The organism is Thioalkalivibrio sp. AKL12, assembly GCF_000377925.1.
Lineage (GTDB): Bacteria > Pseudomonadota > Gammaproteobacteria > Ectothiorhodospirales > Ectothiorhodospiraceae > Thioalkalivibrio > Thioalkalivibrio versutus.
In genome coordinates this window covers 76,705-101,066 of record NZ_KB898894.1, presented here as the reverse complement: position 1 = coordinate 101,066, position 24,362 = coordinate 76,705, and the positions used below count along the sequence as shown (strand labels likewise).

Here is a 24,362-nt window from a genome sequence, read left to right as displayed (position 1 = left end):
GTTATTCTACCAGCGTGTCTCGTCCGTCGGCGTGGGGGTGCAACCCTCCTGCCCGCGCAAGGGTGGCAAGGGCGCAGGCTGCCAGAGCCTCCGGTGGCGGGCTCGATGACCGGGCCCCACCTCCAGCTCCGAGTTCGCTTCCAGGCGCAAGACGCCATGCAGCCCGGTCTCCTGCAGTGGCACACAGGCCGCCTTCAGACGTTCGCGGACAGCGGCCTCCAGACCGCGCCCGCGCCCATCGGTACTCGCCCAGGCGATGCGCGGCGGCGCATCCACCAGCCAGCCCCGGCTCAAGCTGCCCGTGCCAGCCCCGCGCGGCAGCACCAGAAGATCACTGGCACGCCCGTCCGGCACATCACGCATCAGCACTGCCTCGCCCAGTCCTCCGAGCCCGCCCGTCAGCAACAGACGGACACCACCGGCCGTCTCCACCGCCAGCACGCAGGAGGCCGAGGCGCTGCCATCCCATCCGGGCGGCGGGTGCAGCACTTCGAATCGCACCGCGTCCCATTCCCAGCGCTCTCCGACCTCGCACGCCCGCTCATCGGCCTCTGCCGGCACCCGTCGCAGGGTCTCGACCACGGGTATGGAATCCCGGACCCCGGCGCTGCCTCCGGCGTGCGCGGCGTGTTCGTGGCTGAGGATCATGCGATCCAGCCGGCGCACCCCTTCGGCCCGAAGGGTCGGGACCACAATCTGCTCACCCGCGCTGTAGCCACCCGCACGCCCGGGACCCGCATCGAACAACAGGTTGTGGTTACGCGTCTGCAGCAAGGCCGACTGCCCGTTCCCGACATCCAGCAGGAGGACGTGCACGGCACCCGGCTCGATATCCGGTCGCATGGGCAAGGCCAGCGCCATGCCTGCGAGCACGACCCAAACGGCACCCAGACGCAGCCGCGGCTGCAAGGCCACGAGCACCGCGAGCCCGCCCAGCAAGCTCGCAGCCAGCGGGACCCGCCGCTCGTCCACCAGCACGGGCAATCCGGACAGGAGATCCAGCAATCCGACGAGCAGAGCCAGTACGCCGTCGCCCGCGTGCAGGAACGGCTGACCCAAAGGGGCCCACAAGGCGGCCAGCCCTGCCCCGACCAGCAACACCGGCAGCACCAGCAGGCTGATCACGGGCACTGCCACCAGGTTGGCCACCGGCGCGACCCACGAACCCAACTGGAACCAGGCGAGACTGAGCGGAAGCATCGCCAGTGCCAGCATCACCTGGATACTCCCCGCCTCGCGCCAGCCCGGACGCCCCGAGCGCCCCTGCAACAACAGAAGAATGACCGCGACCGCGCCAAACGAAAACCAGAAACCGGGGGCCAGTACACTCGTCGGCTGCCACAGCACAACCGCCATCGCGGCCAGCATCAGACCTCGCCAGGCGAACGCCTCGCGGCGCCACAACAGGGCCGCCATGAAGGCCGCGAGCATGATCAACGCCCGTTGGGTCGGGATGCTGAAGCCGGCCAACGCGGCATACACCGCAGCCCCCGCCAGACCGGCCAGCGCCATGAAGGCCGCCTTCCGCAGACCCCGTTGCAGCGGCAACAAACCGCTCCAGACCAACCCCGACAGCAACCCGACAAAACCGGCAACCAGCCCCACATGCAAGCCGGAGATCGCCATCAGGTGGTTGGTTCCGGTGCGCAGAAAGGCCTGCCATTCCGGCGCGGTCATCCCCTGACGGTCGCCAATGACCAGGGCCTGCACCAGCCCCGGATGGCGCAACTCCGGGGCCGCGACTTCCAGCCGCCCGCGCAGCCAGCCGCGGACGCGGTGCAAGTCGGCCCGCCAGGGCCGTGCCGGTGCGGCCGACACTCCGTTCCCGATCGACTCCAGATCAAGCAACGTCGCGGAGCCATGCAGGCCCTCGCGGTAAAACCACCCCGCGCGATCGAATCCGCCAGGATTCGCGGGCCCTTCGGCCGGGCGCAGGCGCAGGGTCATCTGGCCGCGTGTGCCTGCCTCGACCTCAGGCCGCGCCGGATACGCCGTCACCAGGAGCTCACGGGCAGCGAATGCCTCCGGCCCCGCGATGACCGCCTCCACCGTGACCCGAAACCGGCTGCGATGCCCGGTGTGTTCCGGCAAACTGGTGACCGTGGCAAGAACGGTGACCTCTTCTCCCGCAAGCGAAGGTGCCAAGGCCTCCTCGAGCCAGATGTTCGCGGTCATGGAGACGCTCCCCCAGGCGACCACCCCACCCAGCGCCATCGCCCATGGCACAGTGGCCCGGTAGCCGTAGCGTCGCAGGCCGGCGCTGGCGCCCGCGGTGACCACGAGCAGCGCGAGCAGCAGACCCGGGGCCATCGGAAGCGGCTCCGGTACCCGGTGCAGCCACCACGCCGTGACCAGAAGCCCGAGGGTGAAAGCGGTCACGTTGAGGCCCTGAACGCCCGGCCCACTGCGTGGCCCAAGACCCACGTGCCGGGCGACACAGGCATTCGCCGGCCCAAATCAGCGAGAATGGAACCCACATGCGCGGTCGCGAGCCCGCGCCAGGCGCACCATCGGCAACCCGGAACATGGCAAGACACATCATCAAGAAGATGTTTCCCGGCATGGAGCGCATGCGTGGGCACAAGGCGCTCGCCCCGCTGGGGCCGCGTCTGGGGTCGCCGGATCTGTGGCATCTGAACCGCCGCTCCGTGGCTGGTGCGTTTGCCGTGGGGCTCTTCGTGACCTTCCTGCCACTGCCCATGCAGATGCTGATCGCGGCGGCCGTGGCCATTATCGTCCGCGTCAATCTGCCGATTTCGGTGATCCTGGTCTGGATCTCCAACCCGATCACCATGCCGCCCATGTTGTATACGGCCTACACGATCGGGCGCAAGCTTCTGGACGAACCCCGTCGCGATATCCGCCTGGACTGGAGCTGGGAGTGGTTCAGCACGGAGTTACTGACCATCTGGCAGCCCCTGCTCCTGGGGAGCGTCCTGCTGGGCTCGGTCGCGAGCCTGTCGGGTTATTTGCTCGTGCGCTTCCTGTGGCGGCTGAACGTGGTCCAGCGCGTGCGCAGCCGCCGTTATCTGCGGCGGCTGCGCAAGGAACTGGCGGAGCGCGAAGCCGCGGAACGCAGCGAAGAGGAAAAATCGAACAAGAAGCAACCGCCGTTGGACTGATCAACCGAGCCCGTTCAGGGTCCGATGCTGCCAGGCGCGCGGATGCGCGCTGCACGGGGGCCTATTCGTGGACCGCCGCCAATTGGCCGTCGAAGACCTCCGGCTCGAGGTGTCCCTTGACCAGCTGCACCGAGCGGTCCAGCTCGCGCGCCAGGGTGATGTCGTGGGTAACCAGGGCCAGCGCGGTGCCGGTGGAGCGATTCATCGCGCGCAGCAGCTCGAACACCTGCGCTGCCCGCTCCTGGTCCAGGTTCCCGGTCGGCTCATCCGCCAGGATGGCCGAGGGTCGGGTGACCAACGCACGGGCGATCGCGACCCGCTGACGCTCGCCACCGGAGAGCTCCGAAGGCTTGTGCTCCAGGCGGTGACCCAGATCCACCTGCTGCAGCCAGTGGCGTGCCTCCTCCCGCGCCTTGCGGTTGGACATCCGCCGGATCAGCAGTGGCAGGGCCACATTCTCGGCGGCCGTCAGTTCCGGCAACAGGTGGTGGAACTGATAAACGAACCCCAGATGCTGGTTGCGCAGGTACCCGCGCCGCGCCTCGCTCATGCGGGTCCAGTCCGTGCCCAGCAAGCGCACCTCGCCGGCCGTCGGCCGGTCCAGACCACCGAGCAGGTGCAGCAGGGTGCTCTTGCCGCTGCCCGAGGCACCGATGATCGCGGTCTGGTCCCCCGGCTGCAGGGCGAAATCGACCCCGGTCAGCACGGCCACATCCAGCTTGCCGTCGCGGAAACGGCGTTCCACGCCCAAGGCCTCGAGGACCGGAGTCTCGTGGTCAGTCATAGCGCAGCGCCTCCGCCGGCTGGGTACGGGCCGCGCGCCAGGCCGGGAACAGTGTGGCCACGACCGTCAGCAGGAAGCCCAGAATGCCGACCCGTAGAACATCCGACAGTTTAAGTTCAGATGGCAAGTCACTGATGTAATAGACTTCGGCGGACAGGAATTCGACGCCCACCAGCCGCTCGATAAAGGGCACGACGACATCGATATTGGACGCCAGCGCGACCCCGGCCGCGGTACCCAGGAGGATGCCGATCGCCCCGATCACGACCCCCTGGACCATGAAGATCACCATGATGCCTGCGGGCGACAACCCGAGCGTTCGCAGGATCGCGATATCCCCCTGCTTGTCGGTCACCAGCATGATCAGGGTCGAGACGATATTGAAGGCTGCGACCGCCACAATCAGCGAGAGGATGATGAACATCACCATCTTCTCCATCTGGATGGCGCGGAACAGATTCGCGTGCTGACGGGTCCAGTCGGACACCCGGAAAAGCCCGTCCAGCTGCGCCGCCACGTCGCGTGCAATCACCCCGGCCTGCATCATGTCGGTCAGCCGCAGCCGCAGCCCGGTCACCTGATCGCCCATCTGGAACACCGCCTGGGCATCCTCCAGATGGATGAAGGCAGTCCCCCGGTCGTATTCATACATGCCGACCTCGAACAGGCCGGACACCTCGAAGCGCCGCATGCGCGGCATCACCCCGGCCGGCGACACCGAGGCCTGGGGAGCCATCAGGATGATCGAATCGCCAACCTGCACACGCAGTTCCGCCGCCAGTTCGCGCCCAAGCACAACGCGGTAGCGACCGCCCTCCAGGCTCCCCAGCTCGCCCCGGATCATGTGTTCACCGATGCGCGCCACCCGTTCCTCCGCCTCCGGCTCCACACCGCGGATCAGCGCCCCGGAGATGTTCCCGCGCGCACTCAGCATCGCTTCGCCCTGAACATAAGGGGCCGCGGCCACCACCCGGTCATCGATGTCCGGCGCCTCGCGCTGCAGGCGCTCCCAGTCACGCAGCCCTCCGTTGGCCTCACCGATGGTCGCATGCGAGGCCATCCCCAGGATGCGCTCGCGCAATTCGCGCTCGAACCCGTTCATCACCGACAACACGGTGATCAGCGCCATCACGCCGAGCACCAGCCCGATGATCGACACCACCGAGATGAACGAGATGAAGTGGTTACGCCGCTTGGCACGCGTATAGCGCAGGCCGATGGCAAGGGTCAGGGGGCGAAACATCGCGAAAGCATGCCAGAGATACCGGGTCGCGCCTATAGGGGAAGCGTCGGGGGAGGCATGGCGTCGCGGTTGACGCTACCATGGAGCCATCCAGCAAACGGAGAGTTGGCCATGCCAGGGAAATGCAACGCAGCGAACCCCACCTTGAAGTCCGGCGCACGCCGGGGCAGCACCGTGCGCACCGCGGCCAGCGCCCTTGTACTGGCGCTTTTCGCCGGGGCCATGGCCACCGCCTCGGCCGACATCCTGCGCAGCCCCGAAGGGGGGTTCACGGTAAAGGAACGTGAAGGGGCCCCAACCCGTGGTCAGAGCCAGTCAGCGGTCATTCGCCAGCACGGCGAGCCGGAACAACGCCACGCCACCGTGGGCGATCCGCCGATCACACGCTGGGACTATGCCGACTTCTCCGTGTTCTTCGAGGGCGAGTACGTCCTGCACAGCGCAGTGCGCAACGGATCCCGCTCCGACCGTCCATGAGTACCGGGGACGCCACCCCGGTGCCGCCCAAACGCCGCCTCCCCGCCGAGTGGGAGCCCCAGGGTGCGATCCAGCTGACCTGGCCGCATGACGCCACGGACTGGGCACCCGTCCTGGATCAGGTGCACCCGGTATTTGCCACCATTGCCGCGAGCATCAGCCAGTACGAACCGGTCATCATCGTCGCGCGCGATCCCGAGCACATCGAGGAGATCTCCGGCTTCCTGACCGAGACCGCCATCCGGCCCGACCGGCTGTGGTTTGCCCTGGCCTCGAGTGACGACACCTGGGCGCGCGACCATGGCGCCATCACGGTATTCGACGGCAATCAGCCACGCCTGCTGGACTTTACCTTCAACGGCTGGGGCGGCAAATACCCCGCCGATCTGGACGATGCGATCACTCGGGCCCTGGCCAGCCAGGGCGTATTCGGCAGCTGTGTACCGGAACCCACCGGGCTGATCCTCGAAGGCGGGTCGATCGAATCCGACGGCGCCGGCACACTGCTCACTACAACGCGCTGCCTGCTCTCCAGCACCCGCAACCCCGATCTGGATCGCACCGGGCTGGAACAGCGCCTCGGCGAATGGCTGGGTGCCGAACGGATCCTCTGGCTGGAACACGGGCAGCTGGAGGGCGACGACACGGATGCCCATATCGACACGCTGGCCCGCTTCTGCGCCCGCGATACGATCGCCTACGTCCAGTGCGACGATCCGCAGGACCCCCATCACCCCGAACTGCAAGCGATGGAACAGGAACTCCGGGCCCTGCGCCAGACCTCCGGAGAGCCCTACCGCCTGATTCCGCTCCCTTGGCCGGCCCCCATCGTCGAGGACGGCCGACGGCTGGCTGCCACCTATGCGAACTTCCTGATTCTGAACGGTGCGGTGCTCCTGCCGGTCTACGATGACCCCGCCGATGCCGTCGCCCGCGACCGGCTCGCCGGGGCCTTCCCGGGACGCGAGATCGTGGAGATCGACTGCCGGGCGATCATTCGCCAGGGGGGCAGCCTGCACTGCCTGACCATGCAATACCCTGCGGCTGCCCTCGGCATCCCGCAGGAATAACCTTCTGCACCGAGCACCCGCCATGCCCAACGACCCATTGTCCGTCGCCCTGATCCAGCACCGCGACGCCGGGAGCGTCGAGGCCAATCTCGACGCCACCGCGGCCGCGGTCGCCGAGGCCGCCGCGAATGGTGCCCGCCTGGTCGTATTGGCCGAGTTGCACACCGGCCCCTACTTCTGCCAGACCGAGGACCTCGCCACCTTCGATCGCGCCGAGGCGATCCCCGGCCCGAGCTGCGAGCGCCTGGGCGCAATGGCACGGGACAACGGCGTGGTCCTGGTCGGCTCCCTGTTCGAACGTCGCGCCCCCGGGCTCTATCACAACACCGCGGTGGTCTTCGAGACCGACGGCCGCCCGGTCGGCACCTACCGCAAGATGCACATCCCGGACGATCCCGGCTATTACGAGAAGTACTATTTCACCCCGGGGGACACCGGCTTCGTCCCCATCGACACATCGGTCGGTCGCCTCGGGGTCCTGGTCTGCTGGGACCAGTGGTACCCGGAGGCCGCCCGCATCATGGCGTTGTCCGGCGCCGAGCTACTGATCTATCCCACCGCCATTGGCTGGGACCCGCAGGACACGCCCGAGGAACAGGCCCGGCAGCAGGATGCATGGATGACCGTCCAGCGCGGCCACGCCGTTGCCAACAACCTGCCGGTGATCGCCTGCAACCGCACGGGGCACGAACCGGACCCCTCCGGACACGCGCCCGGGGCGAACTTCTGGGGCACAAGCTTCGTCGCGGGGCCCCAGGGCGAGATCCTGGCCCGCGCCGGCGAAGCGCAGCCGGAGATCCTCACCGTCGAGCTGGATCGCGGCCGGACCGAGGCGGTACGCCGCCAGTGGCCTTTTCTCCGCGATCGCCGCATCGATGCCTACGGCCCGATCCTGCAACGCTACATCGATCCCACCTGAGGTGATCAACGCCCACTAGCGCGATCCGCCCCAGGTAATCCCCGGCCTTCTCCGTGACCTCCATGCCATCCGCCGCAAAAACACCCTTGACCCGCACACGGCACAAACCGATTCGTCAGGGCGGCCTCTGGCTCACGCGCACCCATCAGGCGGAATCCGTATAATCGCGGCCCTTTCCGCCCCCCGACCGAACAACAGGCCCATGTCCGAACAACGGCGCAATCCGCTCCATCCCGGCCGCCTCCCCGGCTCCGGATTCGAGGTGTGGTCGGGGCTCAATGCCTCGGCGGCGACGCTCGCACTTTCGCGGAACGCCGGCGAGTTCGCCCGGCCACTTCTGGTGATCACGGAATCCAACGAGGCGGCCGACCGCTGGCAGGAAGAGTGGGAGTTCTTCGCCGGCGACCACGACCTGCCGCTGCTGCGCCTGCCGGACTGGGAGACCCTGCCGTTCGATGTCTTCTCCCCGCACGAGGACATCATCTCCGAACGCCTGCGCACGCTGTACCACCTGCCGGGGCTGGAACGCGGGATCGTGTTGATGCCGGTCTCGACCCTGATGCAGCGCCTGCCGCCGCGCGACTGGCTGACCACCCAGGGCCTTTCGCTGCAAACCGGCCAGCGCCTGGACCGCATGACCCTACGCGAGAACCTCACCGAGGCCGGGTACAGCGCCGTTCAGCAGGTCATCAGCCATGGCGAATTCGCCGCCCGCGGGGAGATCCTCGACCTGTTTCCGATGGGCGCGGACGAACCCGTGCGCATCGAGTTTCTGGATGACGAGATCGACTCCCTGCGCCGCTTCGACCCCGAGTCGCAGCGCTCCACCGAAAAGGTCGAGCGACTGGAGATCCTGCCCAGCCACGAATTCCCGCTGAACGATACCTCCATCAGCGAATTCCGCACCCGCTACCGGGCGCATTTCTCAGGCGATCCCGCCAAGCACCCGATCTACCGCGACATCAGCGAGGGCCTGGTCCCGCCGGGTATCGAGGCCTACCTGCCGCTGTTCTTCGAGGGCATGGACACGGTGTTCGACTACTGCCCCGAGGTCCAGATGGTGCAGGTCGGCAACATCGCCGGGGCGGCCGAGGAGTTCGCCCAGGAGATCCATGACCGCTTCGAACAGCTCAGCCATCAGTATGATCGACCGCTGCTGCCGCCCGAACGGCTCTACCTGGACGTCGACGGCCTGTCCGGCGCACTGCGCGAGCACTCCGGCATTGCCTTGGGCGACCCGGCCGCCCCGCTCCCCGCGGGACGCGGCGCGGATATCGCATTTGCCTGCGACGCGCTGCCGGAACTCGGCATGCAGCAGGGCCGCGACGATCCAGCCCAGCCCCTGAAGGTCTTTGTCGAGGGGCAACAGCGCGTGCTCCTGACCGCGGAATCCGCCGGTCGCCGCGAGGCCCTGCTGACGCTGTTGCGGGACCAGGCCGTACCCCATCATGCCGTGGACGGCTGGGACGCCTTCCTCACCGCCGAACCCGGCCTGTACGTCACCGTGGCCGCGCTCGGCGAGGGCTTCGTGCTGCCCGAGGGTGTGGCCGTCGCCCCCGAGGCCGCCCTGCTCGGAGAACGCGCGCGCCAGACCCGCGGACGCAACCGCACCACGCGGGACGCAGACGCGGTCATCCAGAACCTCAGCGACCTGACCATCGGTGCACCGGTGGTCCACGAGGAACAGGGCGTCGGCCGTTATCTCGGGCTGCAGACCCTGGACTTCAACGGCCAGCCTTCGGAGTTCCTGACGCTCGAGTACGCCGACGAGGCCAAGCTCTATGTCCCCGTGTCCTCGCTGCACCTCATCAGCCGGTATACCGGCGCGGATGCCGAGCACGCCCCCCTGCACCGGCTCGGCAGCGAGCAATGGGGCAAGGCGCGCAAGAAGGCGGCGGAAAAGGCGCGGGACGTGGCCGTCGAACTGCTCGATATTCATGCCCGGCGCGCGGCGAAACAGGGCACGGTCTTCGCTACCGACACCGCCGAGTATCACGCCTTCGCCGCCGGGTTCCCGTTCGAGGAGACCCTGGATCAGCAACAGGCCATCGACGCCGTGCTCGCGGACATGGCCGACACCCGACCCATGGATCGCGTGATCTGTGGCGACGTGGGCTTCGGCAAGACCGAGGTCGCGATGCGCGCCGCCTTCGTCGCGGTGCAGAACAACAAGCAGGTCGTGGTCCTAGTCCCGACCACCCTGCTCGCCCAGCAGCACCACCAGAACTTCACCGACCGCTTCGCCGACTGGCCGGTCCACATCGAGTCGCTGTCACGCTTTCGCAGCGCCAAGCAGCAGGCCGCCGTACTGGAGGGCCTGAAAGACGGCAAGGTCGACATCGTGATCGGCACCCACAAGCTGCTGCAGGCCAACCTGGACTTCTCCAACCTCGGCCTGGTGATCGTCGACGAGGAACAGCGCTTTGGCGTGCGCCACAAGGAGGCGCTGAAGAAGATGCGCGCCGAGGTCGACATGCTCACGCTGACCGCCACACCGATCCCGCGCACCCTGAACATGGCCCTGGCCGGCCTGCGCGACCTGTCGGTGATCACCACACCACCGCGCGACCGCCTGGCGATCAAGACCTTCGTCAACGAATGGAACGACGCCATCATCCAGGAGGCCTGCCTGCGCGAGATCCGGCGCGGGGGCCAGGTGTACTTCGTGCACAACGAGGTCAACACCATCGAACGCACTGCCCAGGGCCTGCAGGAGCTGTTGCCCGGGGCGCGGGTCGGCATTGCCCACGGGCAGATGCGTGAGCGCGAACTGGAACAGGTGATGCTCGACTTCTATCACCGGCGCTACAACATCCTGGTGTGCACCACCATCATCGAGACCGGCATCGACGTCCCCACCGCGAACACCATCATAATGAACCGTGCGGACAAGCTGGGCCTGGCACAGATGCACCAGTTGCGTGGCCGCGTCGGGCGTTCACACCACCGCGCTTACGCCTACCTGATCACGCCGCCTGAGAAGGCCATGTCCGCCGATGCCAAAAAACGGCTGGAGGCCATCTCATCGCTGGAAGACCTGGGCGTGGGCTTCACCCTGGCCAGCCACGACCTGGAGATTCGGGGTGCCGGCGAGCTGCTCGGCGACGAGCAGAGCGGGCAGATCCACGAGGTCGGATTCTCGATGTACAACGACCTGCTCAACCGCGCCGTGAATGCCCTGCGCTCCGGCAATATGCCGGAACTCGAAGGGCCCGCGGCTACCGGGACCGAGGTGGAACTGGGCCTGCCCGCCCTGCTCCCGGGCGACTACGTACCCGACGTGCACACCCGGCTGATCCTCTACAAGCGCATCAGCAGCGCACCGACCTCCGATGCCCTTCGCGAGCTTGAAGTCGAACTGGTGGACCGTTTCGGCCTGCTTCCGGACCCGGCCAAGGCCCTGTTCGAGGCCGCCCGTCTGCGGCTGAAGCTGACCCCGCTCGGGATACGCAAGCTGGAACTGGGCCCTGCTGGCGGACGCCTGGTTTTTGGCCCGAGTCCCAATCTGGACATCGCGGCCCTGATCCAGCTGGTGCAATCCGATCCGCAAATGTACAAACTGGATGGCCAGAAGGCCTTCCGCTTCTTTGCGCCGATGGAGACACTGGAGGCTCGGGCGCAGGCCGTCCTGCGCCTCTTGAACACCATCAGCCCCGAACAACAGGCCGCCTGAATGCGCAACGACCCATCCGAACCCCACAACCCCCTTCGACGCCGCCTGCTGGGCGGGCTGGCCGCCCTGCCCCTGGCTGGCGCCACGGGGCCGGCCCTGGCACAGGCCGGACGCCAGTATCGCATCGAACTGGTGATCTTCGAGCATCGCACGGACGAGAGCCGTCGGCTGCAGATGGAGCTCGCCGCGCCGCGCGAGGCCATGCTCGGCGAATCCGAACTGGGCGGGCGGATCTATCGCGACTCACGCAGGGGCTTTGAACTGCAGCGCGTGGTACGCCGGGTGGAGGACTCCGGCGCCGGGCGCATCCTGGCGAGCCTGGCCTGGGATCAGACTGGACGCGACCACGCCTCCGCCCCCTGGCTGCGCGTGCAGCAGGGACGGCGAATCGGTACGCGTGATCTTCTGCGCGACGAGGCCGACCGGATGCCGCGTCCGCTCATGGAGGAACAGGACGAACGCTTCGAGCTGGAGGGCCGGCTGCGTATCTGGGTGGGGCGATTCCTGCACCTGGAGACCGACCTGATCTACCACGTCGAGGAACCGCAGGGGGACCAGCCGCCGCGCGCGATAACGGTACGCGGCAGCCAGCGCATGAACTCCGGCGACGAACTGTTCTACCTGGACCATCCGGTGATCGGCATGATCGCCCGCGTCACCCGCATCGATCGCAGCTGAACCGCAGGCTGGGAGGCCGGCCAGAGCGCCTCAGCGCCACTGCGGCGTGGTCTCCCAGCTCATCCATTGCTGGAAGGCCGCCATGCCGAGGTCTTCGAACAGCAACTGCAGCGCGCTGCGCCGCGGCTTGAACTCCACCATCTTCTCCACACCGATCACGTCGCGCGCCACGCTGCGGTCCGTGCCGATGCCATCGATCAGGCCGAGCTCCACCGATCGATCGCCCGTCCAGATCAGGCCGTTGAACAGATCGTCGTGTTCGACCAGGCGATCGCCACGACCGGCACGCACCACCTCCACGAACTGCTCGTGCACGCCCTGCAGCACCCCGTCGAGGTGATTCACATGGTCATCGTCCAACGGCAGGAACGGGTCCAGGAACCCCTTGTTCTCGCCGGCGGTAAACAGCCGTCGTTCCACACCGATATTGTCGATCAGATCCACGAGCCCGAAGCTGTCCATGCGCACGCCGATCGAACCCACCATGCTGGCCTGGCTGGCATAGATCTCGTCCGCCGCCACCGCGATGTAATAGGCCGCCGAGGCGCCCACATCCCCAATGACCGCATACACGGGGATATCCGCGTGCTTCTCCTTTAGCCGCAGGATCTCGTCGTGCACGTTGGCGGCCTGCACCGGGCTTCCGCCCCCGCTGTTGATACGCAGCATTACCGCCTGGGTGCCATCCGCCTCGAAGGCCTCTTTCAGCACCTTGGAGATGTCCTCGGCATTGGCCGCCGCGCTGGAGGCAATCAGCCCCTCGACTTCGACCACGGCAACGTGTTCGGCGGGCTCGCGTTCGCTCTCGAACATCCCCGAAAGCCCCAGATCGCCGCCGCGCACCAGGATCAGCAGCGCGACCAGGTAGAAGAAGAACAACAGCTTGAAGAAGATGCCCCAGCGTCGGGCCCGGCGTTGTTCGATCACCTGTGCCTGGACCAGGTTCTCCAGGGCTTCGCGTTCCCAGCCCGGTTTGTTCTCGTTCGCCCAGCCCATCGTGATTCCTTTTCTAAGTTGTACCTTCAGCCCGCCGGAACGCCTCAAGCAGCGATTCCAGATCCGGCTGCAAGGCCAGGGGGGATTCGTCACTCAGGCGTTCCGGCGAATGCACCCCGTGGGTGACAGCCACGGCCGGTACTCCTGCATGCCGCGCCATTTCGAGATCATAAACGCTATCACCGACCATGCGCGTCCGGGCCGGTTCCACCCCCGTGCGTCCCATCACGGACTGGAGCATCGTCGGATTCGGCTTCGACGGGTATTCGTCGCCCGTGGCAGTTGCCACGAAGTACCTGCCCAGACCGGTCGCCTCCAGGGCCTGGTCCAGTCCCCGTCGCGATTTGCTGGTCGCCACGGCCAGCAGGATCTCGCGCGCATCCAGCCAGTCGAGCAGATCGCTCACGCCGGCGAACAGCGGGGTCTCCGGGGCATCGTCAGCCGCCAGATAACACTCGCGATAGGTGTCGGAAAAGTGCTGCACGAAGGCATCATCGGCGTCCGGGTAGAGCTCGCGGACCGCTGCCTGAACCCCGAGCCCGATAATATTGCGCAGCGTCGCCTCGTCCCGCACCGGGGCACCGGTATCCTTCGCCGCACGCTGCAGGCAGTGCACGATCCGGCGAGGCGAGTCCATCAGCGTTCCATCCCAGTCAAACACAACCAGGCGCAGGTCGCCCTCCTCCGGTGGCAGCAACGGGGTCATCATGCGTCGTCCTCGCCTCCGGCATCCAGGCTCGCGAGCACCGCGGTCAGCTCGTCCGGCAACGGGGCGGAGAAGATATGTCGCTCGCCGTCCGCCGACTGGTATGCCAGTGCCTGTGCGTGCAGGAACAGCCGTGTCAGCCCATGGCGCCGCAGGCTGCGATTGGCATCCGGCAAGCCGTAGTCGTGATCGCCCCCCACCGGATGGCCGATCGACTGACCGTGGACGCGAATCTGGTGCGTGCGTCCGGTCCCGATCTTCACCTCCGCCAACTGGAAGGCACCGTGCGCCTCCAGCGGCACAAAGACGCTCCGGGCTTCCCGTGCCCGCGGTCCGTCGCTGTCGGTCTCGCCCGCACGCATCCGGCGGCGGCCGTCTTCCTGTCGGCCACTGGCGACCGGGGCATCGCATTCGATGGTCTGTCCGCCCGCGAACTGCCCCACCAGCAGCGCCAGGTAGCGCTTCTCGACCCGCCCTTCACGCAACGCGGCATGGAATTCTTGCAGCGCCGAGCGGCGCTTGGCCAGCAGCAGGCAGCCACTGGTCTCGCGATCCAGGCGGTGCCCCAGTTCCAGCTCGATATCCGGCCGTAACTGGCGCATCGCCTCGATAATGCCAAACGCCAGCCCGCTCCCGCCGTGCACCGCCAGGCCGGATGGCTTGTCCAGCACCAGCACATCGTCATCCTCGTGGATAATCGCCCGCCGCAACCGGTCCAGTACCTTCGGCGGGATCTCGCTGCTGGCCGCCTCCGGTCGATCCAGATCCGGCACCCGGACCTCGTTGCCGACCGCCAGGCGCTTGTGTGCCTTGGCCCGGCGCCCATCCACCCGCACGGCACCCTGACGGACCAGGCGGTAGATCAGGCCCTTGGGCACGCCCTTCAGTTCGCGCAGCAGGAAGTTGTCGAGCCGCTGACCGTCACCACGCTCGGTGACCTGGAAGGTACGTGGGCCGGAGGGTTCGCGCGTTGCTTTCATGGCGCGGGATGCTACCGGAGCTGCGCTCACCGGGCTACTGTACCCATCCCCCTTGCGGGCGGAAAAACTTGCCCGGACGGGGGGTTATGCCCTACATTGGCCCACGGTACGTTGCTGTGCTACGCCTGCAACGCGCCTCGAATCACCCGCCGCTTCGATCCACAGGCTGAACGCAGCCTCCGGTCGAAGGGCCATCGCCACAAAGCGACACTGTGACGCTATTTCTTCTAACCCAGTCCTGCCTCCCCGGCTACGCCTCCCGCAGGCGACTGATCCCGTGGTTGCTGGTGAACACCTGGCTGGCGCGTTGGCTTGTGCTACGCGCCGCCGCTGCGAGCACGCGTGCGCAAGCGTTGCCGTGCCGCCGCTCGATCGCCGCACCCCGGACCCCGATCTTCCCCGCCGGACGCCAGGACGCCCTACCGAGTCCAATGCATGAAACGCATCCTGATCAATGCCACGCAGCCGGAAGAGTTGCGGGTCGCCATGGTCGACGGCCAGCGGCTGTACGACCTGGATATCGAACTGCCTTCGCGCGAACGCAAAAAGGCGAACATCTACAAGGCCAAGATCACCCGCGTCGAACCGAGCCTGGAGGCCGCGTTCGTCAACTTTGGTGCTGATCGCCACGGCTTCCTCCCGTTCAAGGAAATCGCTCATTCCGCGGTTGGCGCCCCTGCCGACAGCGACAAGCCAATCCGCGACTTCCTGAAGGAAGGCACGGAACTCCTCGTCCAGGTAGAAAAGGAAGAGCGCGGCAACAAGGGTGCCGCGCTGACTACCTACATCAGCCTGGCCGGCCGCTATCTGGTCCTGATGCCCAACAACCCGAAAGCCGGCGGAGTCTCGCGCCGCATCGAGGGCGAAGACCGCGCCTCCCTGCGTGACGCACTCTCCGGACTGACGATGCCGGACGGCATGGGCGTAATCGCCCGGACCGCGGGCGTCGGGCGTACCACCGAAGAGCTCCAGTGGGATCTGGATTACATGACTGCCCTGTGGGCGGCGGTCACCGAAGCGGCGGAAAAGGCCAAGACCCCGGCGCTGATCCACCAGGAAAGCAACGTCATCATCCGCGCCCTGCGCGACCACATGCGCAACGACGTCGGCGAGGTCATCATCGATGACAACGACGTGTACCAGCAGGCCGAGGAATTCGTTCGTCTGGTCATGCCCAACAGCCTGCGCAAGCTCAAGCGCTACGACGACCCGGTCCCGCTGTTCAATCGTTACCAGATCGAGAGCCAGATCGAGAGCGCATTCGACCGCGACGTCACCCTGCCCTCCGGCGGTGCGCTGGTCATCGACCACACCGAAGCCCTGATCTCCATCGACGTCAACTCTGCGCGCTCGACCAAGGGTGGCGACATCGAGGAGACCGCCTTCCACACCAACCTGGAGGCGGCGGAAGAAGTCGCGCGCCAGTTGCGCATCCGCGACCTGGGCGGCCTGATCGTGATCGATTTCATCGACATGAACGCCAACAAGCACCAGCGGGAGGTCGAAAACCGCCTGCGCGAAGCGCTGGAGATGGATCGTGCCCGGGTCCAGGTCGGGCGCATCAGCCGCTTCGGCCTGCTGGAGATGTCGCGCCAGCGCCTGCGTTCGTCGCTGGGGGAATCCAGCCAGAACACCTGCCCGCGCTGCCAGGGTCACGGCCAGATCCGTAGCGTGGAATCCCTCGCCCTGTCGATCCTGCGATTGATCGAGGAAGAGGCGATGAAGGACCGCACTGGTCTGGTGATGGGTCAGGTCCCGGTCGACGTGGGCACCTTCCTGCTGAACGAGAAACGCGAATCGATCAACGACATCGAGGATCGCCACAAGGTCGACATCAGCATCATCCCCAATCCGCAGTACCTCACCCCACGCTTCGAGGTCCGCCGCGTGCGCGGCGACGAACGCGAAGAGACGATCAGCGACCGCGGCTCGCACGAACTGGTGGAGACCACCGAGGACGAGAGCGATCCGCATCAGGAGCGCCGCAGCAAGGTCGAGAAGCCGCTGGTCCAGGGCGTCAAGATGACCGGGCCGGCCCCGGTCAGCGACAGCGCGCCCTCCGCACCGGAGACGTCACAGCCGGTAGCGAAGCCCGGATTCTTCACACGCATCTGGTCCTCGCTGTTCCCCAACGCGCGTCCGGCGGACGGACCGGAAGATGATCAGGAAGACAGCCGCAAGGGCGGAGGTCGCGGGCGCGCCGGCGAAAGCAACCGCGGCGGCAAGGGCAGCGGCCGCGGGGGCAGTCGGAAAAAGGCCGACAACGGCGGCCGCAATACCGGCGACAAGCGTGACGACACCGACAAGGGCAAGAAGGGCGCACCCGACAAGACGGATAGTGCCAAGGGCAATGGCACCAAGCCCGATGGTGCCAAGGGCCGTTCCCGTCGTGGCGGCAAGAAAGATGCCGATGCCGCGAAGGGCACGAGCAACGAATCGCCGAAACAAGCCGCCGAAGGCCGGACGCCTGACAACAGGGGAGCCGAGAAGTCCGCAGACTCGAAACCGGCCGAAAAGCCGGCCGAGAAGCCAGCACGGGACAAGGACGAGACCGCCACGAGCGTAGCCGCGGACACTCCTGCGGGTAACGGACCGGAGAAGTCGGACGAGGATGACGGCAGCAAGGGTCGCAGCACCCGTTCCCGCCGTTCCCGTCGCGGCGGCCGGCGTCGTGGCGGTCGTGGACGTTCTGGCGAAAACGCCGGCGAAGCCGGCACCGACGGTGCGCAGAACACTGCAAACGAGGGTTCCGCTCCGGAATCCGGCAGTGATACGGCCGCCCCGGACTCAGCCCCCGCGGCCGACACCGGAAAGACGCAGGCTGAGACGCCCAAAGAAGTTCAGAACCCCGAGTCCTCTGCCCCAACCAAGGACGGTGGCGAGAGTACCCCGCCACCGGAAAAGGCCAGCCCCGACGATGGTGCCCCCAAGGACACCGCACCCACCAAGGGGCGTAGCCGCGGTGGTCGCGGCCGCAAGCCAGCCCCGGCCTCTGCAGATACCTCCGCCGACGAAGGGACTCCGGGCTCCAGCGAGCCGAACACGTCGACGGAAAGCCAGCCGGCCGTTTCCGATTCCCGGGAACCGACCCCAAAAGCCGAGCCGGCTGCGAAGCAAGACACGGCGGACGCCACAGGCCAAAGCGACAAGGCCCCGTCCAAGCGCCCGGCCCGGGCCAAGAAGTCCGCAGCCGATGCCGGGGATGTCGCGAGCAAGACCGATGCGACCCCGACGGACCAGCCGGACACCGCTCCCAAGCCAAGAACCCGGCGGCCAAAGGCGACCAAGGCGGAGGCCACCCCCACCGATGAAGGGGCCGCTGCTTCAAGGCCGGACGAAGTAAAAGCAGAAAAGCCTGCGGAGGCGAAAGACGACAAACCTGCCGCGCCCAAGCCCACTGCCGAGCCAGCGGAACCGGCCGCCGAAAGTCCGAACCGAAAAGGCGACGACTGACAGGACGAGGTCCCTCGTCCAACCAAAAAGGGCCCGCCTATTGGCGGGCCCTTTGTCGTTCCGGCCTCGGGATTCCGAATGGATGATTTTCCAGAAGGGTCAGACCGATGCCTTTGGCTCGGCTTGCACGCGACCCTGCGCCAGTCGACTCCGGCAGCGACTCCTGCGCCCGGTCCGCCACTCGCCCGGCAGTGCTGTCAGGAGGCCTTCAACGTGTGGCGATCGCGGATATGTTCCAGCAACCCATCCGCTGCCGCTTCCACCAGGTCCATGACGTGCACGAACCCTTCGCCCCCGCCGTAGTACGGGTCCGGGACTTCGTGTTCGCCGAACTGTGGCGCAAAATCCAGAAACCGCAGCAACTCCGCCCGCGCATCTGCCGGACGGATGCGCTCGGCATTGCGGTAGTTCGCGTCGTCCATGGTCAGGATGTAATCGAACTCCAGGAAATCCTCGGGCTCCAGCCGACGCGCGCGCAGATGTTCCAGATCGTAGCCGCGCGAGCGCGCCTCCTGGCGGGCCCGGCTATCCGCCTTCGCCCCCACGTGATACCCGGCGGTTCCGGCCGAATCGACCTCGATGGCCTCGCTCAGTCCGTGTTCGCGCACCCGCGCCTCGAACACTCCATGGGCCATCGGCGAGCGACAAATATTACCCAGGCAAACCATCAGTACACGTATCTTCGACATCGCTCCACAGTCCGAATCGCCAAAGGCATCAGGATAACAAACCGGGCATCCTGGGCGGGCCGTTTCATTCCCCGCCCTCCGGTATGCCATGCTGAGGCTTTGCATCACGAGATCCATTGATGGTCGACCTTGGCGGTCCGCGCATTCCCGGCTGGACACCCCCCGGCAATGTGGCCAGTGGGGCGGGCACCGGAACGCGACAATCCCTCCAGACCGGAACGCGCATCGAGGTTCGTGTCCTGGAGGTACTTGCCGATCGCGGGGTGCGGCTGCGTCTCGAACCCTCCCCGGGGCGCAGCGGCGCATCGACCGCGACACGCCCCTCCCCCCCTGCAACGGTGGTCACCGCCCAGCTGACCGGCGCATTGCCCACGGCCTTGTTGAACCGACCCGGCTCGGGCGCTTCCGGCATCGCCATGCTGGCCGAGATCACCCGCACCGAGCCACGCCTGGAGGTCCGCCTGCTCCCCCTGACCATGGATCGCGCCGCACCCCGCCCCGCCAGTAGCGGCTCAGCGCCCAACCCGGCCCAGCAGTGGCTGGGACAAGAACTGCGTCTGCAGCTCCCCGGGGCTCGCCCACTGGGGCCGGCTCTGCATGGCCTGCTGACCCAGCCCTCCGGGACCGGGGCGCCAGCCACGAGCGCCATCGCCGGGGCCAAGGCCGCACCCGCACTGCACCGTATCCTGGAGCTCCTGCCCACCCCGGCCCAACTGGCACAGCCCGAGACCCTGCGCCAGCACGTCCAGCAATCGGGACTCTGGATGGAGGCCATGCTGGGGCATGCCGGACGCGGTCAAGGCCCGATGCATCCATTCGCGGCAGATCTCAAGGCCCAGCTGCTGCGTGCCGCAGACCAGGTTCGCCAAGCGGCGGACGCACGCCCTGCAGCGCAAGCACCCCCCGCCACCGCCTCGGCTCCCCCTGCCCCGGCCGCCCTGTCCGGACTTCTGGAGGGGCTCCTGAAACGTGTCACGTCGCTCCAGCTCCAGTCGCTACAGTCCTTCGCAAGTGACGAGCCCGGCAACAGTCGCTGGTTATTCGAACTTCCGCTACGCAGCGAGCAGGGTATCCACGGCGTTTTCGGCGAGATCCACCGCGAAGGCGGAAGCGACGACGAAGCCGAAGCGCCCTGGTCGATTGTGTTGACGCTGGATATCGGTGACCTCGGCCCGACGCGGATCGCCCTGGCATCGCGCAATGGGGGCGTCAGCGTGCACTTCACCGCACCCGAGGCCGATACTGTCACTCGACTGCGCAGCGAAATGGCTTATCTCCGCGATCGGCTGGGCGAGCGCGACCTGACGGTGACGGGGCTTTCGGTACGTCAGGGCGAGGTCGATACGGACCCGCGCCCCACGAATTCGCATCGCATGCTGGACGAACAGGCCTGAGCCGATGGCACGAAAGGATCATGGGGACCGAACGCCCGACCGCGGCCCATCACCGGCCAAGGCGGTCGCACTGGAATGGGATCGTCGGCAGGCGCCGCGGATCACAGCCAGCGGCTCGGGCCTGACGGCCGAGGCCATCCTGCGCATTGCCGAGGAACACGGAATCCCGCTGCATCAGGACCCGGCCCTGAGCGAGGCGCTGGCGCAGGTCCCCGTCGGCAGCGAGATCCCGGAAGAGCTCTACGTCGCAGTCGCGGAGATTCTCGCCTTTGTGTTCCTGCTGGCAGGGATCACACCCGACGACCGGGGCAGTGGGTATCAGGCCCCCTCGCGCCAGTCCAGACCGGACCGCGAAGGGCCGGACCGGGACTCATGAACGCCCGGCGAACCCGGAACCGCCGGCATTCCCGGAGCCGTGCAGGCTGAACAACAAGTCGAGTTCGGTCGAAGTAAGTCCGCAACGCCGACGGACCTCCTCACGACCCAGCCCCTGCTGGATCAGAAGAATCGCCTGCTCGTAGGCACCGCTGTCGCCCTCGCGCGCGCGTAGCTCGCTGTGCTGGTCATGCAGGCGTTCCAGGGCACGCTGTACCGAGGCCTGTGCCTGCCCATGGGTCGCAACCCCTTCCGACAGGGCCTTCATGGCCCCTTGCAGGGCCATCACCGAGGTGGCCTGGCGCTGATAATCCTGGCGCAGGGCCGCCAACTGCCGACGCAACAGAATCACGAGCCCCACGGCAAATCCGGCGACGATGGTCGCCAGCAACGCAATCAACGCGGCGAGCCAGATCAGCATTCCCTCTCCCATTGCCTGCACACTCCTGAAACCCGAGGCCTGCCGATTGTCGCGTGATTCGTGAGGGCGTGACCAGCCATGGCGAAAAACTCGGACACGGAACCGCGCCCGGACCGAGTGGGTGCCGGTCACCGGGGCGTTCAGGCGTAGTCGTCGATCAGGCCGCGCCGCTGGCGACGTTCTTCCTTGCGCGGCGGACGCTGCTGGGTTGGACGCACTGCGGGACGAAACACCGGATCGCGGTCGTGGTCGTCGCTCAAACTGCGCCCGGGAACGGTGGTATGGACCGGTCGAACAGTCCGGTCCGGCTGGAGTTCGTCGACCATGGCTCACCTCCCGGCTTGCGCCTCATGGTCCTCGTCTGTTCACTGTAGACCCGATGTGCGCGGCTACAGTTCGCGCAATTGCGCCCACTCGTCGTCCGATAGCAGCCTGTTGAGGTCCACCAGGATGGTGAGGCCCTCCTCGGTGCTGGTCACGCCCTGGATAAAGCGGCTGCTGTCATCGTTACCCACCTCGGGCGCCGGCTCGACCGAATCCGGGGAGATCCGCACGACCTCCGAGACGGAATCCACCAGAATCCCCACGTTCTGATTGTCCACATCGATGATCACGATGCGCGAGGCCTCATCCGATTCGCGATCATCCAGCCCCATACGCCGCCGGGCGTCAATGACCGTAACGACATTGCCGCGCAGGTTGATGATCCCGAGGATGTAGTCCGGCACGCCCGGTACCGGGGCGATCTCGGTAACCTTGAGCACCTCCTGAACCTGCAGAACGTCGATCGCATAGGTTTCCTCCGCGAGACTGAAAGTCACATACGGAGCGGTGTCGGCCTTGGTCATGGCTTCTACGTCTTGTGCGCTGCTCATGTCATCCTCGATATTCCGTGCCGGCGGGGGCCGCCCTGTAGTGTCGTCTTGACCGGGTTATCGGCCGATTACCGCCATGCTTGAATGGCACCGGCCGGGATCAGTCCCAGCCACCCTCGTCGAGGGTGCGGTCCAGCGCCTCCAGGTCCAGCAACGTCGCCATCTTCTCGCGTTCCACGCCGGCCAGCCAGGGCAGGCGCCGGCGCTGGCTGCGCCAGCGCAACGACTCCGGATGGATCACCCGGGTGCCGTGAATCGCGCGGCAGGCCAGCGCGAACCGCGAACCCGCGAGGAACACCACCTGCCGGGCCGTATCCGGCTCGTAATCGCGATCTTCCGGTGTCACCACGGCGGCCAGGTCAATCAGCTGCACCCGCCCCTGCTTGGTATCCGCCAATCCAAGGTACCAGACCGAATGATTCGGGGTGGGCCGCACTTCCAGGCTGTCCAGCGGCGCCACCCCGCCCAGCGCATGTAGCGGCGCCAGCAGGGTCAGATTGCCAGCCTCGATCACGAGGGCCGAAAACGGCTGCTCGGGCCGCGCATACTCGCGCTCCGCCGGATCGGCCGGTGGGGCTGGTGGGGTCGAGGCCACTACCGGCGCCGGGAGGTCCACCGCGTCTGCTTCACGGACCGGGGCTTCCAGCTCCACTACGGGCGCCGCTTCTTCTACCGGTGGCCGTGGCTCCAGGATATCCGGTCGCAGAAGCGGCCGAACGGGCTCCGGCTCGTCCAGCAGGCTGCCGAAGTAGTCATCCAGCGCCTCCGGCTCGGCCTTAAGGGCCAGGTTGTCGACTATGGAACGTTTCATCCGCGTCGCCTCCGTTCATGGGGTTCGGACAGCCGGCCACCAATGGCCTCCAGCAGATCCGAGTAGGCAAGCACGCCCCGGGCGTCCGGGATCATGAAACACAGCGGCTGCCCGGCACTGGAGGCATCACGGAATTTCGTGTCCACCGGGATTACGCCCGGCCAGACGTCGTCGCCGTACAAACGGCGCAGTTCCGACAAGGCCTCGTGCGCCGCCCGCGTTCGACGGTCGAACAGGGTCGGAATAATTCGGTACGCCAACTCGGACTTGCGCGATTTCTGTACCATTTTCAGCGTATTGATCATTCGTTCCAGCCCCTTCAGGGCGAGGAACTCGGTCTGCACCGGCACCAGCAGTTCGTCACAGGCGGCCAGGGCATTGACCATCAGCACACCGAGCATCGGCGGGCAATCCAGCAGCACGTAGTCGTACTGGTCCGAGATCTTCTCCAGCGCGTGACGCAGCACCAGCCCCATGCCACTGCGGGTGCCCAGCTGGCGATCCAGCGTTGCCAGCGCGGTACTCGCGGTCAGTAGGTCCAGCCCCGGGAACCGGGTCTCGCGGATCAGACCATTCGGGTCTGGATCCGCACCCTCGGCGCACTGGCTGAAAAGCTCGTACACCCCGCGCGTGGCGGTCTCCGGATCATGGCCGAAATACGCGGTCAGCGATCCGTGCGGGTCCACATCCACCAGCAGCACGCGTTGCTCCGGGCCCGACAGCAGGCCGCCCAGCGTCACCGTGGTGGTGGTCTTGCCCACACCGCCCTTTTGGTTCGCAACCGCCCAGACCTTCATGGTGTGTCTCCATCCGTCGGGAGCGGTGCGGGCGGAAGATCCTCGCGCAGGCGCTCCGGTTCCTGCGCGCCCTCGGCGCGCGGACGCGCCCCGGGCAGTACCACGATGGACACGCGCCGGTTCTCGGCCCGTCCCTCCGCGGTGTCGTTGCTGGCCGCCGGCCGGTGCTCGCCATAGCCAAGGGCGACCAGATTCTCCGGATCGACCCCGACCTCCTCGAACACGCTGACCACCGCGGCCGCCCGTCCGGACGAAAGCTCCCAGTTCGACGGATAGATCGCGGTCTGGATGGGCACATTGTCCGTGTGTCCCTCCACATGAACGCGCGAGACACGTGGCGCCAGAATCCCGCCAACCTCTTGCAGAAGAGCTTCCGCCTGCGGGTTCAGGGTCGCCGCCCCGGACGCAAACAGCAGACGGCTGGTGATCTCGATCTCCAGCCAATAGGCCTCGCGCGTCACGCGCAGGTCGCCATCCTCGATCCATTGCGCCATCGCCTGTTCGATCTCGCGCGCGGTATCCGCCAGTTCGTCCAGGAACGCCTGCATCCCAGCGTCGTCCGGGCCCTCGTCAAGCATCCCGCTCAAAGCCATGTCGATGGGCTGCGGACCCTCTTCCACCAGACCCGGCTGGACCTCGATAGGCACCAGGGCACGCAGATCCTGCGGTGTACGTTCCTGGGCCACGGTGGGATCCCCGACCTGAATCGGGTCGGCCTGCATCGGTGCGCGGAAGGCGTCCACGAGCGACTCGGACAGCACCCGGTACTTGCCGTCGTCCACCGAGGAGATGGCGTACATCACCACGAAGAACGCCAGCAGCAGTGTGACCAGGTCCCCATAGGGGATGGCCCAAGCCTCGTGATTCTGGTGTTCTTCCGCCCGTTTGCGTCGCGCCAT

Annotated in this window: 22 protein-coding genes; 9 read left to right on the top strand and 13 right to left on the bottom strand. The window is 66.9% G+C overall.

From position 1 onward, the window contains the following. Nucleotides 1-6 precede the first annotated feature (6 nt). A complete protein-coding gene (locus tag D579_RS0106210) occupies nt 7-2,310 on the bottom strand; it encodes a DNA internalization-related competence protein ComEC/Rec2 (protein ID WP_018951430.1) in 2,304 nt (767 codons plus the stop codon). Between the two features lie 215 nt (nt 2,311-2,525). Here D579_RS0106210 and D579_RS0106205 point away from each other — a divergent pair, with 215 nt between their 5' ends. Continuing rightward, on the top strand, nt 2,526-3,122 hold the full coding sequence (locus tag D579_RS0106205; protein ID WP_018176817.1) for a DUF2062 domain-containing protein: 597 nt from the start codon (nt 2,526-2,528) through the stop codon (nt 3,120-3,122). A gap of 61 nt (nt 3,123-3,183) precedes the next feature. Here the strand turns inward: D579_RS0106205 and D579_RS0106200 are convergent, their stop codons facing one another. Together D579_RS0106200 and D579_RS0106195 are read right to left on the bottom strand one after the other, a co-directional pair. Beyond that, nucleotides 3,184-3,906 (bottom strand): ABC transporter ATP-binding protein, encoded by a 723-nt coding sequence (locus D579_RS0106200; RefSeq protein ID WP_018951429.1) that lies wholly within the window; start codon nt 3,904-3,906, stop codon nt 3,184-3,186. Next, nucleotides 3,899-5,149, bottom strand: coding sequence for a lipoprotein-releasing ABC transporter permease subunit (locus tag D579_RS0106195; protein WP_018937609.1), 1,251 nt, complete (start codon nt 5,147-5,149; stop codon nt 3,899-3,901). The genes D579_RS0106200 and D579_RS0106195 overlap by 8 nt, the downstream gene beginning before the upstream one ends. Nucleotides 5,150-5,260: 111 nt before the next feature. Here D579_RS0106195 and D579_RS0106190 point away from each other — a divergent pair, with 111 nt between their 5' ends. From D579_RS0106190 to D579_RS0106170, 5 genes are all read left to right on the top strand, one after another. Further along, nucleotides 5,261-5,626 carry a hypothetical protein gene (locus D579_RS0106190; RefSeq protein WP_038038137.1) on the top strand — a complete coding sequence of 122 codons (366 nt, stop codon included), beginning with the start codon at nt 5,261-5,263 and terminating at the stop codon, nt 5,624-5,626. Then, nucleotides 5,623-6,696, top strand: a complete 1,074-nt coding sequence (locus tag D579_RS0106185; RefSeq protein ID WP_018937611.1) for an agmatine/peptidylarginine deiminase — start codon at nt 5,623-5,625, stop codon at nt 6,694-6,696. The genes D579_RS0106190 and D579_RS0106185 overlap by 4 nt, the downstream gene beginning before the upstream one ends. 22 nt (nt 6,697-6,718) lie before the next feature. Then, a complete protein-coding gene (locus tag D579_RS0106180; RefSeq protein ID WP_018937612.1) occupies nt 6,719-7,615 on the top strand; it encodes a carbon-nitrogen hydrolase in 897 nt (298 codons plus the stop codon). A 202-nt stretch (nt 7,616-7,817) separates the two neighbouring features. Next, nucleotides 7,818-11,288 (top strand): transcription-repair coupling factor, encoded by a 3,471-nt coding sequence (mfd, locus tag D579_RS0106175; RefSeq protein ID WP_018951427.1) that lies wholly within the window; start codon nt 7,818-7,820, stop codon nt 11,286-11,288. Beyond that, nucleotides 11,289-11,966 carry a CsiV family protein gene (locus D579_RS0106170; RefSeq protein ID WP_018951426.1) on the top strand — a complete coding sequence of 226 codons (678 nt, stop codon included), beginning with the start codon at nt 11,289-11,291 and terminating at the stop codon, nt 11,964-11,966. A 30-nt stretch (nt 11,967-11,996) separates the two neighbouring features. Here D579_RS0106170 and D579_RS0106165 read toward each other — a convergent pair whose 3' ends face one another. The 3 genes from D579_RS0106165 to D579_RS0106155 are packed head-to-tail and all read right to left on the bottom strand — an operon-like array spanning nt 11,997 to nt 14,648. Then, nucleotides 11,997-12,962: a S49 family peptidase gene (locus tag D579_RS0106165; RefSeq protein WP_018937615.1), complete on the bottom strand. Its 966-nt coding sequence runs from the start codon at nt 12,960-12,962 to the stop codon at nt 11,997-11,999. A 13-nt stretch (nt 12,963-12,975) separates the two neighbouring features. Further along, complete coding sequence (locus D579_RS0106160; protein ID WP_018951425.1) at nt 12,976-13,671, bottom strand: HAD family hydrolase; 696 nt, start codon at nt 13,669-13,671, stop codon at nt 12,976-12,978. Further along, nucleotides 13,668-14,648, bottom strand: coding sequence for an RluA family pseudouridine synthase (locus D579_RS0106155; protein WP_018951424.1), 981 nt, complete (start codon nt 14,646-14,648; stop codon nt 13,668-13,670). Before D579_RS0106155 ends, D579_RS0106160 begins: the two co-directional genes overlap by 4 nt. Nucleotides 14,649-15,083: 435 nt before the next feature. Between D579_RS0106155 and D579_RS0106150 the strand changes: the two genes are divergently transcribed. Then, entirely contained in the window at nt 15,084-18,101 is a 3,018-nt protein-coding gene (locus D579_RS0106150) for an Rne/Rng family ribonuclease (protein ID WP_018951423.1), read from the top strand. Nucleotides 18,102-18,298: 197 nt separating this feature from the next. Here D579_RS0106150 and D579_RS0106145 read toward each other — a convergent pair whose 3' ends face one another. After that, nucleotides 18,299-18,790, bottom strand: a complete 492-nt coding sequence (locus D579_RS0106145) for a low molecular weight protein-tyrosine-phosphatase (protein ID WP_038039593.1) — start codon at nt 18,788-18,790, stop codon at nt 18,299-18,301. Between the two features lie 119 nt (nt 18,791-18,909). On the opposite strand from D579_RS0106145, the gene D579_RS0106140 reads away from it, so the two are divergent. Together D579_RS0106140 and D579_RS0106135 are read left to right on the top strand one after the other, a co-directional pair. Continuing rightward, nucleotides 18,910-20,184 (top strand): flagellar hook-length control protein FliK, encoded by a 1,275-nt coding sequence (locus tag D579_RS0106140; RefSeq protein ID WP_018951422.1) that lies wholly within the window; start codon nt 18,910-18,912, stop codon nt 20,182-20,184. Nucleotides 20,185-20,188: 4 nt separating this feature from the next. After that, the gene (locus D579_RS0106135) at nt 20,189-20,560 is read left to right on the top strand and encodes an EscU/YscU/HrcU family type III secretion system export apparatus switch protein (RefSeq protein ID WP_018937621.1); all 372 of its coding nucleotides are present in this window, start codon (nt 20,189-20,191) and stop codon (nt 20,558-20,560) included. On the opposite strand, the gene D579_RS0106130 is transcribed toward D579_RS0106135, so the two are convergent. The 6 genes from D579_RS0106130 to motD form a co-directional block, all read right to left on the bottom strand. After that, entirely contained in the window at nt 20,555-20,980 is a 426-nt protein-coding gene (locus tag D579_RS0106130) for a DUF2802 domain-containing protein (protein WP_018937622.1), read from the bottom strand. The genes D579_RS0106135 and D579_RS0106130 overlap by 6 nt on opposite strands. A 140-nt stretch (nt 20,981-21,120) precedes the next feature. Then, a complete protein-coding gene (locus tag D579_RS0106125) occupies nt 21,121-21,306 on the bottom strand; it encodes a hypothetical protein (protein WP_018169737.1) in 186 nt (61 codons plus the stop codon). 63 nt (nt 21,307-21,369) lie between these two features. After that, complete coding sequence (locus D579_RS0106120; RefSeq protein ID WP_018145733.1) at nt 21,370-21,828, bottom strand: chemotaxis protein CheW; 459 nt, start codon at nt 21,826-21,828, stop codon at nt 21,370-21,372. 127 nt (nt 21,829-21,955) lie between these two features. Then, a complete protein-coding gene (locus D579_RS0106115; protein ID WP_018951421.1) occupies nt 21,956-22,666 on the bottom strand; it encodes a chemotaxis protein CheW in 711 nt (236 codons plus the stop codon). Beyond that, the gene (locus D579_RS0106110; protein WP_018937624.1) at nt 22,663-23,463 is read right to left on the bottom strand and encodes a ParA family protein; all 801 of its coding nucleotides are present in this window, start codon (nt 23,461-23,463) and stop codon (nt 22,663-22,665) included. The genes D579_RS0106115 and D579_RS0106110 overlap by 4 nt, the downstream gene beginning before the upstream one ends. After that, complete coding sequence (gene motD / locus D579_RS0106105; protein ID WP_018951420.1) at nt 23,460-24,362, bottom strand: flagellar motor protein MotD; 903 nt, start codon at nt 24,360-24,362, stop codon at nt 23,460-23,462. The genes D579_RS0106110 and motD overlap by 4 nt, the downstream gene beginning before the upstream one ends.

Bases quoted from the DNA above. Each gene is read 5' to 3' on its own strand.
- D579_RS0106210 (WP_018951430.1), bottom strand. From the start codon at position 2,310: ATGGCCCCGGGTCTGCTGCTCGCGCTGCTCGTGGTCACCGCGGGCGCC.
- D579_RS0106205 (WP_018176817.1), top strand. From the start codon at position 2,526: ATGGCAAGACACATCATCAAGAAGATGTTTCCCGGCATGGAGCGCATG.
- D579_RS0106200 (WP_018951429.1), bottom strand. From the start codon at position 3,906: ATGACTGACCACGAGACTCCGGTCCTCGAGGCCTTGGGCGTGGAACGC.
- D579_RS0106195 (WP_018937609.1), bottom strand. From the start codon at position 5,149: ATGTTTCGCCCCCTGACCCTTGCCATCGGCCTGCGCTATACGCGTGCC.
- D579_RS0106190 (WP_038038137.1), top strand. From the start codon at position 5,261: ATGCCAGGGAAATGCAACGCAGCGAACCCCACCTTGAAGTCCGGCGCA.
- D579_RS0106185 (WP_018937611.1), top strand. From the start codon at position 5,623: ATGAGTACCGGGGACGCCACCCCGGTGCCGCCCAAACGCCGCCTCCCC.
- D579_RS0106180 (WP_018937612.1), top strand. From the start codon at position 6,719: ATGCCCAACGACCCATTGTCCGTCGCCCTGATCCAGCACCGCGACGCC.
- mfd (WP_018951427.1), top strand. From the start codon at position 7,818: ATGTCCGAACAACGGCGCAATCCGCTCCATCCCGGCCGCCTCCCCGGC.
- D579_RS0106170 (WP_018951426.1), top strand. From the start codon at position 11,289: ATGCGCAACGACCCATCCGAACCCCACAACCCCCTTCGACGCCGCCTG.
- D579_RS0106165 (WP_018937615.1), bottom strand. From the start codon at position 12,962: ATGGGCTGGGCGAACGAGAACAAACCGGGCTGGGAACGCGAAGCCCTG.
- D579_RS0106160 (WP_018951425.1), bottom strand. From the start codon at position 13,671: ATGATGACCCCGTTGCTGCCACCGGAGGAGGGCGACCTGCGCCTGGTT.
- D579_RS0106155 (WP_018951424.1), bottom strand. From the start codon at position 14,648: ATGAAAGCAACGCGCGAACCCTCCGGCCCACGTACCTTCCAGGTCACC.
- D579_RS0106150 (WP_018951423.1), top strand. From the start codon at position 15,084: ATGAAACGCATCCTGATCAATGCCACGCAGCCGGAAGAGTTGCGGGTC.
- D579_RS0106145 (WP_038039593.1), bottom strand. From the start codon at position 18,790: ATGTCGAAGATACGTGTACTGATGGTTTGCCTGGGTAATATTTGTCGC.
- D579_RS0106140 (WP_018951422.1), top strand. From the start codon at position 18,910: ATGGTCGACCTTGGCGGTCCGCGCATTCCCGGCTGGACACCCCCCGGC.
- D579_RS0106135 (WP_018937621.1), top strand. From the start codon at position 20,189: ATGGCACGAAAGGATCATGGGGACCGAACGCCCGACCGCGGCCCATCA.
- D579_RS0106130 (WP_018937622.1), bottom strand. From the start codon at position 20,980: ATGCTGATCTGGCTCGCCGCGTTGATTGCGTTGCTGGCGACCATCGTC.
- D579_RS0106125 (WP_018169737.1), bottom strand. From the start codon at position 21,306: ATGGTCGACGAACTCCAGCCGGACCGGACTGTTCGACCGGTCCATACC.
- D579_RS0106120 (WP_018145733.1), bottom strand. From the start codon at position 21,828: ATGACCAAGGCCGACACCGCTCCGTATGTGACTTTCAGTCTCGCGGAG.
- D579_RS0106115 (WP_018951421.1), bottom strand. From the start codon at position 22,666: ATGAAACGTTCCATAGTCGACAACCTGGCCCTTAAGGCCGAGCCGGAG.
- D579_RS0106110 (WP_018937624.1), bottom strand. From the start codon at position 23,463: ATGAAGGTCTGGGCGGTTGCGAACCAAAAGGGCGGTGTGGGCAAGACC.
- motD (WP_018951420.1), bottom strand. From the start codon at position 24,362: ATGGCGCGACGCAAACGGGCGGAAGAACACCAGAATCACGAGGCTTGG.